The sequence below is a fragment of the Paenibacillus sp. UNC451MF genome (genome assembly GCF_000686845.1).
Taxonomy (GTDB): Bacteria; Bacillota; Bacilli; order Paenibacillales; family NBRC-103111; genus Paenibacillus_S.
Window position 1 is genome coordinate 1 of the sequence record NZ_JMLS01000050.1, and the last position, 16882, is coordinate 16882.

The window sequence follows — 16882 nt, forward strand, 5'->3', positions numbered from 1 at the left end:
CTGGAAACTTCAGTTTCTTGGTGCGCCAAGAGGGAGAAGCCCGGTATGTCACCATTTTCAGCAAGGAAAAGACAAGTGAGCGACCGCATTTAGTGCTGCAGACATATAGCTTAGAGGAAGACAAACCTCCTGTTGAAGGCATCAGCGCCCGAGTATCCGGAACTGATAGTGTACAGGTTGGCGAAACGTTCGATGTTGAGTATGGGCTAACAGGAGTCGCAGGCAAACAAAAGTTGAGGCATTGAGAAGCGGAAATTCCCTAATAATAGAAATCAGAAAATCGATATAAGGAGGTGCGAGGCTGGATATGAACATTAAACAGACCATAGAAGCGGACATCGTTGTGGTAGGGGGAGGTCCGGCCGGGGTCAATGCGGCTATCGCGGCGGGAAGGAGCGGGGTGAAGACGGTGCTTATCGAGAAATACGGCTTTATCGGCGGTATGTCGACGGCGGCGCTGGTGTACCCTTGGATGACTTTCCATACGATAGACGGGAAGCAGGTCATTAAAGGAATCGCTCAAGAAATCATCGACCGCCTGATGGAATTAAACGCTTCCCCCGGCCACGTAAGGGATACCGTTGGATTCGTGCATACGATAACGCCGTATCACCCGGAGATTTACAAGGTGCTGGCGCTCGACATGCTGAAGGAATCCGGCGTTAAGCTTCTTTTGCATAGCTTCGTAGACCATGTGGAGACTTCTGATGGCAGGATTCATTCGGTGCAGCTGACCTCCAAATCCGGCAGGATCGAAGTGCGCGGTAAAATTTATATCGATACAACCGGAGATGCCGATATAGCCTATTTGGCGGGGGCTCCTTGTATTCAAGGCCGGGACGTGGATAGGCTGACTCAGCCGATGACGATGAAGTTCCGCATGCGGGGGGTAGATCTTGCACGAGTGAAGCAGTATATGATGGAGCATCCTGATGAGTTTTATAAGAAAACTCCGTTTGAAGAACTGCCTCAACTTCATCTGTCAGGGGTGCTTGGCTATTACAAGCATTGGAAAGCGGCGAACCTGCCGATCAATCGCGATCAGGTGCTATTCTTTACCGGACCTGCGGACGATGAGGTGCTAGTCAATACGACCCGCGTGCAGGGGCTGGACGGTACGAATGTCGAGGATTTGACCGAAGCCGAGGAGCTCGGACGCAAGCAGGTGCTGGCGGTCGCCGACTTTATGCGCAGCAGCCTGCCGGGCTTTGAAAAGGCGTCGATTTCTTCGGTCGGCACCCAGATCGGCATTCGCGAAACACGCCGCATCGACGGCTTATACGCGCTACAGGTAGACGATGTGGTGCAGGGCCGCCGGTTTGACGATGTGATCGCGCGCAGCGGCTATCCGATCGATATCCATGATCCTTCCGGTAAAGGCGTGACGGCTGCATGGGTACATGGAGACGGCGCCTATGATATCCCTTACCGCTGTTTGCTGCCAAAGCGGGTTCATAACCTGCTTACAGGCGGCCGCTGCATCTCCACCACGCACGAGGCGCTCGCTACGACGCGCCTGACGCCCAGCTGCATGGCGACCGGCCAGGCGGCAGGCTCGGCTGCGGGACTCGCCGTAAAGCACAACGAGGTGCCGGCCGATATTGACGTTGCAGAGCTGCAGCGCACGCTTGAAGAAGATGGAGCGCTATTGAACTAACAGCGCTGATTGTTACTGAAGCCGTCATCCTCACTATAATGGTGAGGATGACGGCTCTTTCTACTTATAATCAGTGATAAGCGGAATCTTGTAGAACCACTATCAGTCACGGTTTGTACCCGCCGCCGGTTAGCGCTGAATTACTTTGTAAAACGAATAGTTGACGAATGAAGTAATGCTTCTCTACGTCGGAAGAATGATTTTCGTCAAAAGGTGTCTACTCCCTATTGGAGGCCACGGGCATGTTAGCTAAAATGAACGAATTAATCAAATCACGTCTTCTACCTTAATTATCGGTGTAGACATCGCAAAATTCTAACATGTGGCTGGAGCACAAGATCACCGCGGAGCCGAGTTTGAGAAGCCAATTACGTTTGAAAACACCCAGGAAGGATTCGAGTTGTTTGTGAGTTGGTTCTGGAAAATCTCAACGGAATCAAAACAAACATAAATCTGGGAACTTAAAGACTGCCACTAGTTTTAATTGGAGTCTACCACTCAGGATCAACAATCCAATCTAAAAATTTATTTCTTCGGACAAAAACCACCACTGTTCGTTTAGTGATTTAAAATGCGCATAGTAGATGCGGATATTTTGTTGAAAGATTTGTTTGATCGACAATAATAGTCACCATTTGCATCACGTTTCTCATACAATCGACATCCCATTTCTAGTATTATGACTAATATTGAACCACATAATTAGTGTAAAGGACTGAACAAATACATGCCGATAAAGGGGAGTATTTTAAACCATAAGTTTGATTTTGATAATGCTCGATATTTTCGATTTCATGTATCTGTCTTGCAGAATGGTAGAGTCATTGACTATGGAGGTGTTATTGAATCTCATACAGAAGATGCCGTTATCATAAACGGTGGTAAATATTTAAAAACCAATTGTGTATTCATGGTTCGTTAAGATAAACAAAGCATTTCATTTATATCAAGTTGAAAATATTACTGTAGGACGACAAGAGCATATTTTCATTTCTACATATCAAGTGTAACAATATATGAAAATCCATTCATAGGTTCGTCAACAAAACTTAGAAATTAATATTAATGTGTATTTTGCATCGTGATAAGGTATGCTCCTCCATGCCTCGGGTGGCACGAACTGTCAGGAGAAGGGTGGCTATTTATAAGTGCCTTATAAAAAATATTATATATGCTTTCTCTCATGTGGTGATGCCAGAGTGTATATATCATTTATCACGAATTTTGTAACCGCTTACTAAAGTTTTCATTAGTTAGTGAGACAATTAGGAGGGGAACAATATGAAGTTGATTAGAATTGCATCATCAGTTGTATTGATCACAGCGCTTGCAGGTTGCAGCCAAGGAACGGGCGTAAAGGATGAAAAAGGGAGTATTCAAACAAAAGTTACAAACGAACCGATAACCCTTACCCTCTACCAGCACGCGGCGATTAGCAATGAGGAAATCGATAAATTTATAGTTCAGCCTGTACAAAAAAAATATCCTAATATTTCGTTTAATATTGTACGAAAAGGGACAGGCACCAATCCGGAGGAATTAGTGGCTGCAGGCATCGTTCCTGATCTGATCTATACGACAGATGCTAATACCCCTCTTTGGCGAGAACTTGATGTACCAGAGGATCTGAACACTCTGATTAAGAGCAACAACTTCGATTTGAACCGTTTTGACGCTAATGCCATAGACGCTGTTAAGGTTTACAGCGGTGGAAAAGGTGCCATGTACGCTTTACCGGTCGCGCAAAACATCGCAGCTCTTCTCTATAATAAAGATATCTTTGATAAATTCGCTGTCCCGTATCCAAAAGACGGGATGAACTGGGATGAGATCATCCAGTTGGCCCGCAAGGTAACCAAAACAGAAAACGGGATCCGATATATTGGACTCAGTCCTGACACGGTTTCCCGTTTAGGTTATGGACTTTCTTTACCTTACGTTGATCCGGCTACGAACAAAACGACAATTAATAACGATAATTGGAAAAAAGTTCTCACCACGATGAAAGATATGATCGATGTTCCTGGATTTCTAGGAGAGGATAAGAAACTCAGTTATGGTAGCAGTGATTTCTTTAAGAACGGTAATATAGCCATGCTGACCGCCTGGGTTCCCGATATGATAGCGAGCACGGACCCGAGTATCGCAGATAAATTTCCATGGGATTTTGTCTCGCTTCCCAACTATTCTGAAGCGATCGGTACAGGCCGTATCATTACCCCACATACGATCATGCTGAATAAGCAAAGCAAATATAAGAATGAAGCTTTTCAAGTGATGTCGATCTTTACTTCCGATGAGGTGCAAGCTGAACTGAGCAAAAGTGGAAAAATTTCCGCTTTAGCCAAATCGGATTTTCAAACACAGTATGGTACAAATGTACCTTATCTCAAAGGAAAAAACATTAGCGGTATATTTAAGTCAAAAACACGCAAGATAAACAACCCTCTTACTGAATATGACGCTTTAGTTCGTTCAGCACTCGATGCTGGGGCTAAAGAATTGGCAGCAGGGAAAGATGTTAATACGGTCTTACGGGAAACGGAAGAAAAGGCGAACAAAGCTATTGAGGAAAAATTAAAAAAATAAATCATTCGGTTAACGAAAAAGTCCATGCTATCATGGACTTTTTCGTTTTTGATGTTTCCATTACTGCAGAGGAGAAGGCCCTGTTGATTCTTTAAAAGTTTTTGAAAAATAATTAATGTCATTAAGCCCGCAATCAAAAGCAATTTGCCCAATAGAATGATGTGTAGTTCTAAGAAAAAGTCTAGAAAGATGAGATTTGTTTAAATTAAGCATGCCAGATGCAGAATCAAATGCTAGCGATAAATGATGAGAGGAGGATTTAATGAAAATTACAAATCAAGATGATAAAGATTTTACGTATGTTTACTTATCTTCTTCAAAGAAGAAGTTTAAATAGCAAGAGAAGAAAGTCGCGGGATGAGATCACAACAACAGCCTACCAGCTTCATGAGCAGTCTACTGTTATGCATACGATCGGTTTTAGAATTGGTTTACATGAGAAGGTCGTGGTATATGGGAGTCTGGGTAGCGTATGATAAAAGGTGGCTCAGCATCCGAGTACGGATATTACTGTTGTTTTTTTTGTAAAGTTTATTTATATATTTTTTTGATGTTGAGGCATTGATGGTTTTTTGCTAAAATTCCCAGTGAAGGGTGGTCGATTTTGATGGCAAATCATTTTGTCAGTATGCTACGCAGCTCATGCAAAGCCTATTCTTAGGGCGAACCTTTACATGGGCAGACATAAGTAACTCTGTTCGCCCGCGTGACGTTTCTAAGGATGGGCTCTGCACCTTATTGTATAAATATTATAAGGGAGTTGAGTGCATTGACCAATTCATTCATTAGAAAAAATCAAATTCTCGTGGATCTTCAAAATCATGTCCAGCAGTTGTTAGATGAACTCGCGGAAGACGATATCGGCGCAGGATTTCAAGTAGCAGCCTATTGGCATGGGAAGTTGGTTCTGAATGCTTTTTCAGGCAGTGCGGATTCCGCGGGACGACGATCCGTTGACTCAGATACCTTATTCGTTGTGCAATCTTGCTCCAAAGGCATTGTTTCAACTGCCATTCATATTCTCGTCCAACAGGGCAAACTGGCTTATGATGAGCGGATTTCCCATTACTGGCCTGAATTCGGAGCGAATGGCAAGGATCAGATTACTCTCCGTCAGATGCTTACCCATACGGCAGGAGTTCCCTTGATGCCCACTTACGCGGATATGCGGCTCATCACGGACTGGCGAGCGATGGTCAGTGAGATGGAGAAACTAGAGCCAATCTGGGAGCCTGGCAGTAAGTCTGGTTACCATGGTCTAACCTTCGGCTGGATTTTGGGGGAAACCGCATCCCGAGCGGATGGGCGAACTTTTGCTCAAATTGTTCATGACGAGATATGCAAGCCTTTAGGTATCGAAATGGATCTGTACTTAAGCGCTTCTTCGGAAGCAGAATCCCGTATCGCTGAGATTAGCGGCGAAGCAGTACCGATTGCTTTCATGCCGGATGACATGCTTTTCAAGCGAGTTTTGCTTCCTGCCCTGGTCCCCGTTGCAAATCCTGAATGGAATTCACCCTGGTTCCATGCAGCGGCCGTACCTGCCGTAAATGTTGTAGCAACGGCTCAGGCGTTAGCGTGTATGTATGCCTCACTGATTGGCCACGGTGTGGATGGTGGTAGACGTCTGCTTGAACCAGCTTCCGTAGTGGAAGCGACGTCACTGCATTTTGAAGGCATCGATGAAGTTGCGCTTGCTCCCATAAAATTGGGACTTGGCTATTGCCTTAGTCAAGAAGGTGATCCCATGGGGGGTAACCCGATGGCTTTCGGCTATGCCGGTTTGGGCGGCATGATTGGATATGCCGACCCATCGAAATGCCTTGCCGTAGCGATACTGTGTAATCGTATGAAGGTTGGAAGGGGAAATCGGTCCCCTGATCGACTTGTATCTGATCTAATCCGTGAGAAACTAAGTAACGCTGAATCTTAATATTATGCCTTGAAAAGAATGGCCCGACATCGTTTTATTAGTCGGGCCATTCTTAATTCATGCTGGCAGGCATATTATTCACGAACTTATTTATTTTGAGCCTGAAAATTGTAATATATAATGTATGAGACAAAAGAAGAAGTAGAAAATTGCTGGCAGCATGCCGTTGTCGAGTGTCAAGAATTTAGTTTGCCGATCTGTGCCAAGAATCTGTTCCAAATACTGCAGAGAAGAGGAGACTAGATAATAGCGCCAGTATAATGGTTTTTAAGTAAATCAATGATCTTTATCCTATTTCGATTGGATGCTAGAGTTTTCTTGCTTTGATTACAAAAGTTACAGGAAGCATCTTTGCTTTTTTTACAAAATCGCTGTTTTCGTCCCGCAATTGCATAATTTCATCATCAGATTGCTCAATCATTTGCTCAATTACAAATCCTGCTTTTGCCAACGCATTCACATAGGTTGATAGTTTACGGTCCGATAATGTTAGTGTACTTTCGTCAAGAGATACTGAATACCAAGATTCATCGAAATAACATTTTTTAAATACAAGCATATTATTTTCTGCAACAACACATTTGTGTATTGGGTGAGACCAACTGAAAATAAATACGCCGTCTTTTTTAAGGTAAGAAGCAATCCGGCAAAAAGTACCCTCAAGGTCGGTTGTCCAACCTATGGCATAAATCGAATAAACAAAGTCAAAATAATCCACTGGTAGGCCACATTCCTCTTCCATGGGAGAACAGATCAATTTTGCTGAAAGACCGCACTCCGCCAAATGCTGCCTTGTCTTTTCGATTTGGTTTTCTGACATATCCATACCCCATAGTTCAGATGCTTTGCGTTCCCCCAGATATTGCAAAGATTGACCGCTTCCACAGCCTATTTCCAGCATCTTTTTTCCTGAGACATCGCCAAAAATCTGGCATTTTTCTTCTGAGACAAATGCTCCATATAAAGGAAGTGAGGTTGCTCCTAAAACATCATTTCCTTTTGTATCCCAAAATAAGCTGTTTGTTTCATGAATAACACTCTTATCCATGTCGACCGAGATGGCGCCAACCTCACTACCGCCTATAATATTTGTGTTTGTTCTATAGACAGAATTCTTGTCCATACAGACACCCTCCCAAATATAAATAATATGAGCCTAAACGTATATCCCGACTTGCGCGTTCCCAATAACACATATCGAACACGAACACTCTGCGGTATTAACCATAGAATAATTTACCATTTATATATGAACAAATCCACCTCATATCATCCATTTGATCCCGCAGACATGACCCCCATCCTGTGGCAATGGTAACGGCCTGCAGCATGATATCAGTAAAGTACACCTCTGCGGAGAAATTCGTGATAACCATAAGGAGGTTGTACTATTTGCCATTTCAACGCACGACGTAACAGCAGGAGGATAAATGACTGAAGCATGGTAAAACCTTCAAAATTGCAATTGCAGGATCCCGCTTTGACACCGAAATCGACAAGCTGGCGGCCGAAGGATTGGTGCTAAAAATACTGATCATCGTCGATAAATTATACATGGGAACCTTAGTTTCGATATACTAAGAAAAAAGGAGAAATGTTAGCATGGGAATTTCTGTTTATTACACTTGTATGAGAAACCATAACCTTACCAATAGTGAGGAGCAAGAGATAACGGCCATCATTGATAAATACAATGTCGGTTTTGAAATGAAGGATATTGGAGAAACATTTTGTGTTTATGACTATGAGCAGAATGAACCAACAGTGATCTTTGCAGGTTCAACAAAGCTGCCCTTTTCAGATGATTTTGAAGATACATTGCATGCGCTGTTTTATTGGTTGACCTGTTTGACGGATATTAGAAGAAGTATTTTCGGTCATTTAATTGAACACTGATGAAACCAACATAAACGTACATTATACGAACATAATCAGAGGAGAGGAGTTTGTAGTTGATGAGCGATTTGATTAACGAAAAAATACCAAAGCAAGCGATGCAAGCATCAAAAGTCGTAGAAGAGTTGCTTGGAAGTTCGATAGTCGCGGTATTTCTATTTGGTTCTGCAGTAAATGGTGGTTTATGTATTAATAGTGATGTAGATATCATAGCAGTTGTGAATTATAGTTTACCTGAAGTAACTCGAAAAAAACTAACAGACAGACTAATGCTTATATCTGGAAAAATAGGTAATACAGATTCTGTGAGACCACTTGAAGTCACGATTATTAAACATAGTGATGTTGTACCTTGGCGATATCCACCAAGAAATGAATTTATTTATGGTGAGTGGCTCAGGAGTGAGTTTGAGAAAGGACAAATCCAGGAACCAACCTATGACCCTGATTTAGCTATTGTTTTATTACAAGCGAGAAAGAATAGCATTTCTCTATTTGGTCCTGATGCTTCAGATATACTTGACCCTATTCCGATGACAGATATTCGAAGAGCGATTAAGGAGTCTTTACCAGGGGTGATTGAGGGTATCAAAGGTGATGAGCGTAATGTGATTTTAACCCTGGCTCGAATGTGGCAGACAGCGTCTAATGGTGAAATTTCTCCAAAAGATGTGGCTGCAAATTGGGCTTTACCTCTGTTGCCCAAAGAATATTCAACTTTACTCGACTTAGCCAGAAAAGCCTATCGTGGAGAATATGTTGATAAGTGGGAAGGACTGGATTCTGAGGTGACAGCACTTGCTAATCATATGAAAAAATCTATAGAATCTTGTCTTAGCCAAATTCAGGAGAAGTGATAACAATATAGTAGGAATATTGTATACTTTTTTTGGAATTATATAATTATCAATGAGATATTGCAGAATCCTTAAACAGAAATAAAGGGAAAATGGTTCTATTGAACCGATGAAACGACCTAAAATAATCAAACTTTTTTATAAAAATTGAACAATACTTCACAAAGAAAGAATCTATTTTGATCAATCTTTTTTTCAAAACGGACTCTTTTTATTTATCGTAAAATATGGGCTTGAGAGGTAACACGGATCGGATCGCATCGCAAACGCGATATAATAAAATTTGATTAAAACGTTTCTTATTATTCAAGTAAGGTTACCGAGGATAATCACCTTATTAAGCTATTGGGCAGTATAGTTGAAAAAGGAACTTAAATTTAAATCGGGTAGCTAAAAATTTGATGATAGACAGGAGTTAGATACGATGATAAAAGGTTTCGGAGGAATATTTTGGCGAACTAAGAATCTTGAAGTTATAAAAAAATGGTACAGTGAAGTGTTGAAGATTGAAATAGAAAACTGGAATGGGACTGTGATAAAGCCCCAATCAGGAAACGAGACTATCTTTTCTTTCTTTACCGAGAATGACAGTTATTTTCCAACAGAACAACAAGTGATGTTAAATTTCCAAGTACATAATCTAAACGAGACTATTAAGCATCTTGAACATATTGGTGTACCTCTTGCAAAGAAAAAAGAGATTAGTGAATTTGGAAATTTTATTTGGATTGAAGATCCTGAAGGTCGACTGGTCGAGCTTTGGGAGAAATAATGAGCTGTAATTCATTTGCTATTGAGCTAAACGGGTACTATTGTTGAATTGTTGCTGGCTTTGGGACTAAGCGAAACGGTGAAGAAGCCAAAGCAAAGAGCATCCAGAGCGCTATTGATATTAATCCATCACAAAAAGAATCCCTTAACAAACTATATCCCCATAAAATAGGTATGTAGGAAACCGCTTGATGAGTGGTTTCCTTTTTGATGTATAAACTTTAATTGCATTAACTTGCAATTTGCAAGTATTTAGTATATAACTATATTAAGAGGTGAAACACATGGAGAACGTTCGCGAACTATTTCAAATCATGACACGCCGTTTTGGTTTTCTGAATAAAAATTGCTGTTCTGCCGGAGGCTTAGATATTTCTTTAGTTCAAAGCCATATTATTTATGAGATAGACCATCAGCATAAGCCTTCTATTCAGCAGGTAGCCGATGCATTAGGTACGGATATTACGACCTTTAGCCGGCAAGTGCAATCATTAATTAAAATGAATTTAGTGAAAAAAGTGCCCGATCCGGTCGATCGCAGGGTGTATAATCTTTCATTGACGGCAGAAGGTAAGTACGTTGCTGCAACGATAGACCAGCAAATGAGCGCTTATTTAGGTGAAGTCTTTTCGCACATGAACGAGTTTGAAAAAGAAACCGTCATTCGCTCCATCAAACTTTTGAATGAAGCCATGGCGAAGTCCAGCCAATGCTGCACAACCCCTCTGGGGTGATTTCTTTCCTGAAATATTTGCAATATGCAAACATTATCAAGGTGCTTGTATGAATGAAGTGCTGGATACAATAGTCATTGGAGGAGGGCAGGCAATGAAGTTCCCCAGCGAGCCTAATGGTTATCCGCAGCGAGAGGAAGCAATTCGATATTTTTCGGGTCAATACAAAGAACGAGTAGCTGCAGGAAAGCCGGATCAACAGCCGATGTTTACGTCCTTTTATGCCGACGGTGTCGTTTGGCCGAACGGGACCAAAGAATCGGTGGACACGGTGATTTACGCTACTGACTATCGGCCTCATCTTCCTTATCTTCAAGCGATGCGCACACTGGGCGCAGAAGGAAGGCCACTACATAAAGCAGGCATTAGTGTAGTGCCGGGACTTTATTATGTGGGGCTGGAAGGGCAACGCTCCTTTGCTTCTGCCACCTTAAGGGGGGTGGGGCCAGACGTAAATTTTGTTATGCAAAAGCTTACATCATCTTAAATATTGAACATCCATGTACCTTACCGATAATATTTCAGAAAATGTGAGTGGCATGAATTGAGTTGTATTTGGAAGTAACCATTCTTAGTCTTTTTTTAGATTATAAATTTCATTGGAGGTAGTAATAATTATGAAGGATATCGAACTTACTCAAACAGGTTCTTGCTGCACAACGCAGAATAGGAATGAAGAGATACATGTCATCCAACAATTCTCGAAGCATTTGCCAGTCGTTATTATTGGAGCAGGCCCAATTGGTTTAGCGGCTGCTGCTCATTTAGTGGAGAGAGGGGAGAAATTCATTCTACTTGAGTCTGGAGAACATGTTGGCCATAATGTTTCTGAGTGGGGCCATGTTCGCTTATTCTCTCCATGGCAATATAATGTTGATAAAGCAGCCAAAAGATTATTATCCGCTCAGGGTTGGGTGGCTCCTGCGCATGATGAGCTGCCTACGGGACGTGAATTGTTGGAGCGATATTTATTGCCTCTGGCACAGCTGCCAAAAATCAAATCTCAGCTTGTTTTTAACACTAAAGTAGTTGCTGTCAGCAGAAAAGATACAGATAAAATGAAATCTGTGAATCGAGAGAGTCTTCCTTTTGAGGTATATGCAGAAGTTAAAGGAACGCTTCAGGTTTATGAGGCTAAAGCAGTAATTGATGCTTCGGGAACCTGGGGACATTCAAATCCAGTTTACGCAAGTGGCGTATGGACGCAAGAAGAACAATCACTGAGCAACCATATTTTCTACGGTATACCCGATATAAAGGGTAAAGACGAGACTAAGTATATTGGCAAGCGTATTGCAGTTGTCGGTGGAGGCCATTCGGCTTTAAATACGCTATTAGATCTCGCGGAATTGAAGGAATCCCATCCGGAAACAGAAATTGTATGGATTATGCGAAAAAACAAAGTGGAGGATGCATACGGCGGGGAAGAGAGCGATCAACTTGCGGCGCGGGGTGAGCTTGGGACACGTATTCATCATCTGGTAGATTCAAAACAAATCGAGGTCGTCACTCCATTTAGAATCCAACGAATAAGATCTAATGATACTAAGATTACAATAAGTGGAACACGTAGTCAGTCAGCTATGGATATAACCGGCATCGACGAAATTATTGTAAACACAGGAAGCAGGCCGGATTTCTCCTTCTTGAGGGAACTGCGATTAAACATCGATCAAGCTACAGAAAGTGTAGACACATTAGCACCACTTATCGATCCTAATGTTCATAGCTGCGGTACAGTGCGCCCCCATGGGGAAAAAGAGCTTCGTCATGTAGAAAAAGGATTTTACATTGTTGGAATGAAAAGTTATGGTCGCGCTCCAACCTTTCTGATGGCAACCGGTTATGAGCAAGTAAGATCCGTTGTAGCATATCTGGCAGGTGATTATGAAGCAGCATTGAAGGTTGAACTGGATTTACCAGAAACAGGTGTATGTAGTATAAAAAATTCACCCGGAAAAAGCCCCGAAAGTTGTTGCACTCCCAGTACTATAAATACTACAACAAGCGAGGCAAAGGCTGAGAGCTGCTGCACAACAACACAAACGGAAATTCCTGTTGCAGTAGTGCAAAAAACAAATTCTTCCTGCAGCTGACATCTGTTGCCGTCGTTTAATGTGACCTAATAAGCCATCTGATTAAACCAGCGAAGCAAGATTCGCTGGTTTTTTGGTAAGCTTCAAGTGTATTCGTGAAATAAGCGTGCAACTATCATCGCGGATCAGAATCCGAAAGCATTGAAAGAAGGCAGCTATGGGTGAAGTACCCGGAGCTGCCTTCGTTTGATTTGAGGTCAATGACTGTCGTACGCCTTTTCTAGCAACTGCAATGGACGATAATCTTACTCCGACGAGGTTTTGTTGTAATCAGCTTATTTCTTCATTTTTTCCATTTCAGCCAATGTCATTTCATTGCACATTCGGATAAATTCAAGAATCAGCAGTGTTTGCTGCTCATCGTACTGCGAAAGAATCTGAATTGTTGACTGCATAACCGAATTGAACAGGGGGGAGATTTGGGCCGAACTGCCTTCAGCAGGTTTGACCACAACACGTCTTCTATCTTTCGGATCACTATCCCTAATGACATAACCGGCCTGCTCTAACCGATCGATCACATTGGTCACAGCGCCTGTCGTCAATCCAGTTAATTGTGCCAAGTGACCGGCGGTTACAGGTCCGGTACGATTCAAAAAATCCAAGCACTTGTGGTCGGTCGCATTCAACCCCAATTTTTCAGAAATGAGTTGGTGTAACATAATTCGAAACGGTGTTAGGGAGATCGAAATTTTTTTTGAGAAGCTGAAGTTGGCATGGGACAGAGGGGATGGCGAGGCCTATGGCGCTTGTTTCACGGAGGATGCTGACTATGTGACGTTTCAAGGTGATCATTTGCAAGGGAGAAGGGCGATTGCCGATACGCATCAAGAGCTTTGGAACAGCGTATTGAGGGGATCGACTTTGGAAGGTGAGATAAAGAAGATTCACTTCATTACACCAGAATTAGCGATTTTTCATGGACTGGGTGCTGTCAAACTCAAATGGCAAAAAACGGCTCCGAAGAAAAGAGACTCCATCAATACAAATGTCGCCATCAAACAAAATGGCGAGTGGAAGATAGCTGCTTTTCAGAATAGCCGAATCTCGGGGCCAAGCCTCATGCAAAAAATATTTATGAAGGTTAGCACAAATAACCCCTTTTCGTTTTAAGATGCCAGTCTATTTGTCAATTTTCGAAACGGTTGCGAGAATGATGTTAATCTATGTGTTATCAAAAACAGTATCTTTTGAGGAGTTAGATATTTCTTTATGTTAAGCTATACGTCGACTGGAACTGACCCCGTTTTGCCTTTGACTAAAAAAACTTGACCCAGGGGACGACCGATCTACTCCGATAAATACACCACCAAAACAAAAGTGGGCAACCAATAAAAACTGGCTGACCTCATAATACGCGGGGTAACGATAGTTAAATGTACAGTTAAATGTACCGGATAATGACGTAAATATAACTATAATGGAATTAAAAAATTGAACGAAGTGCTGCCAGCAATATGTTGAATTTTTTCTTTCGAAGACGGAAGAATGAAGAAGCTGTTTTAATTGAAAACGGTTCAGGTCCTACGCTATCGATGCGTTCAGTCCTGTATCGCTGTACGATGTTGCTGAAGTGGAAGCGATGCGAACCGTATCACGGTAAATATCATAAAGGAATATGCCTTTATTATCCGTAGAAGCGGTCCAGTTCAGATTTATTTGTGAAGAAGTCACAGCCAATGCCGTCAAATTACTAGGAGCGCTTGGCTGCTGTGTATCCGTAATGCCGTTAACGTATCGATAGTTTTTCGCCCATAACATTCTGGAAAAAGAATCTGTACCGGTTGTTGAAAAATTCGGCACATTCGCATAGGCAACCGTATAATACATATCTGGTCTCAAAGCCGACAAGAAAATATATCCTGGCCGTGCATAAGAGGTGGAACCGCTGTTGCCCGAGCCATCCGTCCCATTTACTCTCCCTGCAAAATAATTCGGCCCTTTGATCATCACATCGACGAACATGTTAGCTAGAGGCTGCAGCATTGCAGGCGTAACGCCGTAACGGCCACTCAAATGAGCGCGGTAAAAGCACGTCGCAGAAATAGATCATGCGATCCAGTATCTGGGTATCTCCTGATAATTCGTATACGAGTCCCATCGCCTTGATGGCTTCGCCACGCAGTATATCTGACCTCCACCTCAAGGACAGGTTGAATGAAGGAATGTGGGATCGTAGACTCTGCGAGATGTGGGAGGGTTGACCACCATGACCCCATGTAGAGATCTAAGGCGCAACCATACTTCGTCACTATATCCACTACTTTCATCAAGTGGTTTGGGTGAAGAGTTTTTTGCACCGTAGAAAACCCATAAATTACATCATCTACAACTTTATTCCATTGAAATGTTATCTAAAAAGAAGTAATTGTGGACAAAATCTGAGAAAACGAGAGTATTTACGAGCTAAGCGATTCTCCATAGAGGGAGGATAGTTTAATGCAACATAGAAGATGTATGTCGGTGTTAATGTACGAGGAAAATAAAGTTTTAGACTGGCTCGCTGATTTTACGCTATTTATATACATATAGAACCGTCAGCTTTTTAATAAATAAGTGTTAGACTAGTCTCAGCAATAACTAAAGGTAGTCTGTTGACTTGGAAAGTAAAGTCGTAGACTACCTCTTATTATTGAGAAATAACGAGAGTTTGAAGTTCTAGAGAAGGGCTATCTCGGATGATTGGAACCCTTTTGAACTGTCACTCTTATTTCTCTCTATTTAATATTCCTCCTGAAATTCCTATTTCTTTTTGTAACTCTGGATTGCGCCTCTATTTGCAACATGGAGAATAGGATTAGAAGAATAAATGGCACTATAAACACCAACCAGACATAGATGGGTTTGTTGTAATCTTCAAATATGTTCATCAATGTAAAAATAGCCGAAAACAAGCTGACGCTTGCAATTAAACTTGAGAAACTTAGAATTGTACCCAGCACTGAGTTCTTCCTATGGGAGTTTTCGAACATCATATTTAAACTGTACGCCATCAATGCAATGGATAGAGTGGGCAACAGCAGAAAGGCCGGAGGATAAACCTGCCCCAATAACAGGGGAACGATACAAATTATCCAGCATATGGCTAGCCGCTTCATTGGATTCTTCATTTTTTAACCCCCAAGTAATCGTAATAACATAATTGTAACAATTTTCCATAATTTTGTGTACTATTAAAAGATTCTGCCCGTCCCTCGGTTTAGCTTAACGACTAAGTCAGTCTAATACTTTATTTTCTCCGGACAGTTAATTGGGGTGGGGAAAGAGCAACTGGAGCAAATTAAATATGAAAGAGAAAAAGGTTGAAGTGGTTCAACTAACGGGCACGTTAACTCAATAAACAACTAAAACACGGCTGCTGGTATATTTCGGCAGCCGCTTTTTGCTACCGGGCAAACGGTCAGAATAGTTCCAATGTGTTAATAATAAGTTCTGTACGCCAATAAATTTACATGGGAAATCCCAAGGTGATTTAGATGAGTTTAACACACGAGTTTTTTCTTAAATGACAGATATGTATAGTACAGCATTAATCGGTATACATGGAATGATAAAATTGAATTATCAGATGATATGGTCCAGTACATGATGGACTTCTTGTACTGGATGCCCTCATATAACCCCTCAACTAAGGAAAGTGGGAAAGGCTTGAATTACTATGGGGTAACAGTTATTTATAAGTCAGGGTTAGAGAAGCTAATAAAGATATTAGATAAGTGGATTAAATTAATCGATGAAGCACCAGACACATTTAGTTTAAAAGGAGATATCATTTGGAAAGAGGAGGAGAACGGAGAAGGTTACTGGCAACAGACAAGCAGTAGGATGCAGAGAGAAAAAATACAAAGTCAATTAGAACACTTGATTGGTTTAGCTGTCAAAGCTTCAAATGATAATCAATTAATAATTCATTTCGGTATTTAAGAACAGACGGTGCATAAAGTAAACGGGTACGTTACTTCAAGGAAACTTAAACCCATCTAAAAGCAGTAGCAAATCTCTCTAGTCGAAAGGCAAATTATTTCGGAAGACATGGCAAAGTTAATAAAATACCTTTTATACGGATTTTTACTTATTTATGGTGTTATTTTTCTTGCTATTGAGATTACGAATCAATAGAAATATGTAAGTTCTTTTGCGTCCGATTTCATATATCATATGCCCTGCATGTGCTGATCTGGAATGTGGGGCTGTATCTTTATTTGTAGAAAACACCAAAGACATAATAACTTGGTCCTACATTGATGGCAGAGGAGAATTATTTAATAAGCAATTAACGTTCGATTTTGATAAACAAGATTAATACTCATCAATTAAAAGTACATATGGATTAGGTGGGTTTAAGTTTC

The 16882-nt window shown here is 41.6% G+C and carries 15 protein-coding genes and 2 pseudogenes; 13 read left to right on the plus strand and 4 right to left on the minus strand.

The annotated features are described in order from the left end of the window. The 4 genes and pseudogenes from BP97_RS37895 to BP97_RS0129955 all read left to right on the plus strand — a co-directional run. Positions 1–245 (plus strand): hypothetical protein (locus BP97_RS37895; RefSeq protein WP_036746810.1); only part of this gene is annotated, 245 nt, incomplete at its 5' end. A 62-nt stretch (positions 246–307) separates the two neighbouring features. After that, the gene (locus BP97_RS0129950; RefSeq protein WP_036746812.1) at positions 308–1657 is read left to right on the plus strand and encodes an FAD-dependent oxidoreductase; all 1350 of its coding nucleotides are present in this window, start codon (positions 308–310) and stop codon (positions 1655–1657) included. Between the two features lie 262 nt (positions 1658–1919). Beyond that, positions 1920–2084, plus strand: a pseudogene (locus BP97_RS41790) (IS110 family transposase); the annotation flags it as partial. An 854-nt stretch (positions 2085–2938) separates the two neighbouring features. After that, entirely contained in the window at positions 2939–4246 is a 1308-nt protein-coding gene (locus tag BP97_RS0129955; RefSeq protein ID WP_028552407.1) for an ABC transporter substrate-binding protein, read from the plus strand. A 60-nt stretch (positions 4247–4306) separates the two neighbouring features. Here the strand turns inward: BP97_RS0129955 and BP97_RS41795 are convergent, their stop codons facing one another. Next, entirely contained in the window at positions 4307–4459 is a 153-nt protein-coding gene (locus tag BP97_RS41795; RefSeq protein ID WP_156043406.1) for an AraC family transcriptional regulator, read from the minus strand. 556 nt (positions 4460–5015) lie between these two features. On the opposite strand from BP97_RS41795, the gene BP97_RS0129965 reads away from it, so the two are divergent. Beyond that, positions 5016–6179, plus strand: a complete 1164-nt coding sequence (locus tag BP97_RS0129965) for a serine hydrolase domain-containing protein (RefSeq protein WP_231506495.1) — start codon at positions 5016–5018, stop codon at positions 6177–6179. Between the two features lie 307 nt (positions 6180–6486). Here BP97_RS0129965 and BP97_RS0129970 read toward each other — a convergent pair whose 3' ends face one another. Continuing rightward, positions 6487–7302, minus strand: coding sequence for a class I SAM-dependent methyltransferase (locus tag BP97_RS0129970; RefSeq protein WP_028552410.1), 816 nt, complete (start codon positions 7300–7302; stop codon positions 6487–6489). Positions 7303–7781: 479 nt separating this feature from the next. Between BP97_RS0129970 and BP97_RS37900 the strand changes: the two genes are divergently transcribed. From BP97_RS37900 to BP97_RS37905, 6 genes and pseudogenes are all read left to right on the plus strand, one after another. Next, positions 7782–8075, plus strand: coding sequence for a hypothetical protein (locus tag BP97_RS37900; RefSeq protein ID WP_051621056.1), 294 nt, complete (start codon positions 7782–7784; stop codon positions 8073–8075). Positions 8076–8134: 59 nt separating this feature from the next. After that, positions 8135–8932, plus strand: coding sequence for an aminoglycoside nucleotidyltransferase ANT(9) (gene ant(9), locus BP97_RS0129980; protein WP_028552411.1), 798 nt, complete (start codon positions 8135–8137; stop codon positions 8930–8932). Between the two features lie 424 nt (positions 8933–9356). After that, positions 9357–9704, plus strand: coding sequence for a VOC family protein (locus tag BP97_RS0129985; protein ID WP_028552412.1), 348 nt, complete (start codon positions 9357–9359; stop codon positions 9702–9704). A 283-nt stretch (positions 9705–9987) separates the two neighbouring features. Next, positions 9988–10437, plus strand: coding sequence for a MarR family winged helix-turn-helix transcriptional regulator (locus BP97_RS0129990; protein WP_028552413.1), 450 nt, complete (start codon positions 9988–9990; stop codon positions 10435–10437). A 157-nt stretch (positions 10438–10594) separates the two neighbouring features. Continuing rightward, positions 10595–10924 (plus strand): annotated as a pseudogene (locus tag BP97_RS0129995) (monooxygenase); the annotation flags it as partial. A 130-nt stretch (positions 10925–11054) separates the two neighbouring features. After that, the gene (locus BP97_RS37905; RefSeq protein WP_064745756.1) at positions 11055–12533 is read left to right on the plus strand and encodes an FAD-dependent oxidoreductase; all 1479 of its coding nucleotides are present in this window, start codon (positions 11055–11057) and stop codon (positions 12531–12533) included. Positions 12534–12808: 275 nt separating this feature from the next. Here BP97_RS37905 and BP97_RS0130005 read toward each other — a convergent pair whose 3' ends face one another. Next, positions 12809–13195 carry a MarR family winged helix-turn-helix transcriptional regulator gene (locus tag BP97_RS0130005; protein ID WP_081824433.1) on the minus strand — a complete coding sequence of 129 codons (387 nt, stop codon included), beginning with the start codon at positions 13193–13195 and terminating at the stop codon, positions 12809–12811. Here BP97_RS0130005 and BP97_RS0130010 point away from each other — a divergent pair. Continuing rightward, complete coding sequence (locus tag BP97_RS0130010) at positions 13179–13646, plus strand: SgcJ/EcaC family oxidoreductase (RefSeq protein WP_064745757.1); 468 nt, start codon at positions 13179–13181, stop codon at positions 13644–13646. The two genes, BP97_RS0130005 and BP97_RS0130010, sit on opposite strands and share 17 nt — an antisense overlap. A 411-nt stretch (positions 13647–14057) precedes the next feature. On the opposite strand, the gene BP97_RS0130015 is transcribed toward BP97_RS0130010, so the two are convergent. After that, the gene (locus BP97_RS0130015) at positions 14058–14519 is read right to left on the minus strand and encodes a fibronectin type III domain-containing protein (RefSeq protein ID WP_028552416.1); all 462 of its coding nucleotides are present in this window, start codon (positions 14517–14519) and stop codon (positions 14058–14060) included. Between the two features lie 1662 nt (positions 14520–16181). Here BP97_RS0130015 and BP97_RS0130030 point away from each other — a divergent pair. Next, entirely contained in the window at positions 16182–16457 is a 276-nt protein-coding gene (locus BP97_RS0130030; RefSeq protein WP_028552418.1) for a hypothetical protein, read from the plus strand. The last annotated feature ends 425 nt before the right edge of the window (positions 16458–16882 follow it).

Excerpts from the sequence above, each read along its gene's own strand:
- BP97_RS41795 (WP_156043406.1), bottom strand. The coding sequence starts at position 4,459 with ATGCTTAATTTAAACAAATCTCATCTTTCTAGACTTTTTCTTAGAACT.
- BP97_RS0129970 (WP_028552410.1), bottom strand. The coding sequence starts at position 7,302 with ATGGACAAGAATTCTGTCTATAGAACAAACACAAATATTATAGGCGGT.
- BP97_RS0129985 (WP_028552412.1), top strand. The coding sequence starts at position 9,357 with ATGATAAAAGGTTTCGGAGGAATATTTTGGCGAACTAAGAATCTTGAA.
- BP97_RS37905 (WP_064745756.1), top strand. The coding sequence starts at position 11,055 with ATGAAGGATATCGAACTTACTCAAACAGGTTCTTGCTGCACAACGCAG.
- BP97_RS0129950 (WP_036746812.1), top strand. The coding sequence starts at position 308 with ATGAACATTAAACAGACCATAGAAGCGGACATCGTTGTGGTAGGGGGA.
- BP97_RS0130005 (WP_081824433.1), bottom strand. The coding sequence starts at position 13,195 with ATGTTACACCAACTCATTTCTGAAAAATTGGGGTTGAATGCGACCGAC.
- BP97_RS0129990 (WP_028552413.1), top strand. The coding sequence starts at position 9,988 with ATGGAGAACGTTCGCGAACTATTTCAAATCATGACACGCCGTTTTGGT.
- BP97_RS0130015 (WP_028552416.1), bottom strand. The coding sequence starts at position 14,519 with ATGCTGCAGCCTCTAGCTAACATGTTCGTCGATGTGATGATCAAAGGG.
- BP97_RS37900 (WP_051621056.1), top strand. The coding sequence starts at position 7,782 with ATGGGAATTTCTGTTTATTACACTTGTATGAGAAACCATAACCTTACC.
- BP97_RS0129955 (WP_028552407.1), top strand. The coding sequence starts at position 2,939 with ATGAAGTTGATTAGAATTGCATCATCAGTTGTATTGATCACAGCGCTT.
- BP97_RS0130010 (WP_064745757.1), top strand. The coding sequence starts at position 13,179 with ATGAGTTGGTGTAACATAATTCGAAACGGTGTTAGGGAGATCGAAATT.